We start from the raw sequence: 1,877 nt of genomic DNA on the forward strand, positions 1-1,877 counted from the left end.
CCTTGGCGACAAGGCTTTGTTCCAGAGCAGCGGTCCGGCGGTTCAGGCCGGCAATCAGGGAATCGGCAACCTCGGCCTTTTGCAGCACATCGCTGATGTTCAGCGTGATACCGTGATAGCCGGCAAACGTCCCGTCGGCATCGTGCAGTGGCACGGCACTGTCCATCAGGACCGCCCGGCGACCGTTGACCAGCACGCGTTCGTAACTGAGGCTGCGGATTTCCTGCTGGTTGCGCATCACCTGCATCAACCGGTCGATCCCCGCCTGATCCTTATCCTGGCCTTCGGGCGACAGGATGCGCAGGCCCAGCAATTCATTTGCGGTCATGCAAAGGCCAGAGTGGCGTATGTTTACATAGCACAGCTTGAAATCGGCATCCGCCTGCCATGTCCATGCCGGCATCAGGTGGATCACGTCCGACCAGATCCTGGCGTCTTTCTCACTGTCGGTGTCCGGCATCAAGTCGGCCTTCTGATGGGCATTACAGTCGCAGCGCGGCGCAACCGGCGTAGCGCGAAACGATTGACAGGCCATTAAATGCCGGACGCGTCGCGTTTTGCGCCGCTCGCTTCTGGTAAAAGTCGTCGTTCTTGGGTAAATCTTTCGCGGCCCGTCGCCCGGCGGGCCGGCACTCCTCAGAAAGGCCCAGAGATGTCAGCACTCAAGATCAAGAAAGGCTCGAGCAAGCACTCCGCCTACAACCTCCGCCCGAATTTTTCGGACGTGCAGGAGACGCATACCGTCGCCGTGCTTGTAGAGAACGAGCCGGGTGTGCTGGCCCGCGTGATCGGGCTGTTTTCCGGCCGCGGCTATAATATCGACAGCCTGACCGTGGCCGAGGTCGACCACGAAGGCCACCTGAGCCGGATCACCATCGTCACCACCGGCACCCCGCAGGTGATTGAGCAGATCAAGGCCCAGCTGGGACGGATCGTTTCGGTGCGCGACGTGCATGACCTGACCGTCGAAGGCGTGGCCGTAGAGCGTGAACTGGCGATCCTCAAGGTCGCCGGTGAAGGCGAAAAACGCGTCGAGGCGCTGCGGCTGGCGGATATCTTCCGCGCCAATGTGGTTGACAGCACGCTGAACAGCTTTGTTTTCGAGATCACCGGCGCGCCGGAGAAGATCGACGCCTTTGCCGATCTGATGCGCCCGCTTGGCCTGTCCGAGATTGCCCGTACCGGGGTCGCTGCGCTGCTGCGTGGAAATTGACCCTGCAGCCGGCCCGCGGACGGGCCGGCAGTATCAGCCCCGGCTTACATGAAGCGGCGCTGCAACGCGCCGCTTTTTCACAGATTGCTGCGGAAAGGGAACAACAGTTCCGTTTTCCGGCCCGGCACCCGCCGCTTCGGCGCCGCGGCCCGCTGCCGCACAAAGCCGGTCCGCCAGGCCCGGGCTGCCCTGTTCAAGCAATACCGCAAGATTTTCCGCAATCCTGCAATTGCCGCTCAAAGTTAATTCAAACTCAACCCAATCGCCTGGATTCAGTTCATGGAAGTCTTCACTTGCCTTTTTTGTGTAGAAAGCAAGGTCACCCTGATCATCGCACCAAATAACGGCTTTGTTCAGGGATTCATCACTCCATAAAATAACTCCAATCATACCAGTCCTCGCATTGCCGCATTCCAATTCTGGAACAATTGAGGTGACGCCAACATGGTAAAATACGCGCTGGACTATTGCATTTTGTGTCGGCTTGACTAGCCTTGTGACGTGAACTAGCAACAGCAATGACGTCAAACAGGATCAACGCTGCGCAGCCCTCTGCCAATTTCCCGCATAAGGCGTTGTCAGATAGTGCTAAAATACCGCAACCAACTACGCCATCAGAGGCAATGATGACCAGCCATACCCGATCCCCTGCCGACCTGAGGAA

The 1,877-nt window shown here is 58.7% G+C and carries 4 protein-coding genes; 1 reads left to right on the forward strand and 3 read right to left on the reverse strand.

Going from position 1 to position 1,877, the window contains the following annotated elements:
* A partial coding sequence (locus tag A2I95_RS34615) for a PAS domain-containing protein (RefSeq protein ID WP_291737090.1) occupies positions 1-460 on the reverse strand: 460 nt, incomplete at its 3' end.
* 192 nt (positions 461-652) lie between these two features.
* Here A2I95_RS34615 and ilvN point away from each other — a divergent pair.
* Positions 653-1,213 carry an acetolactate synthase small subunit gene (gene ilvN / locus A2I95_RS34620; RefSeq protein WP_291737092.1) on the forward strand — a complete coding sequence of 187 codons (561 nt, stop codon included), beginning with the start codon at positions 653-655 and terminating at the stop codon, positions 1,211-1,213.
* 33 nt (positions 1,214-1,246) lie between these two features.
* Here ilvN and A2I95_RS34625 read toward each other — a convergent pair whose 3' ends face one another.
* Positions 1,247-1,603 carry a cold shock domain-containing protein gene (locus A2I95_RS34625; protein WP_259985240.1) on the reverse strand — a complete coding sequence of 119 codons (357 nt, stop codon included), beginning with the start codon at positions 1,601-1,603 and terminating at the stop codon, positions 1,247-1,249.
* Positions 1,578-1,877, reverse strand: a 300-nt coding sequence (locus A2I95_RS34630) for a hypothetical protein (protein ID WP_291737096.1), incomplete at its 5' end; no start/stop codon positions are given. The genes A2I95_RS34630 and A2I95_RS34625, both read right to left, overlap by 26 nt.

Source organism: Leisingera sp. F5 (assembly GCF_001593695.1).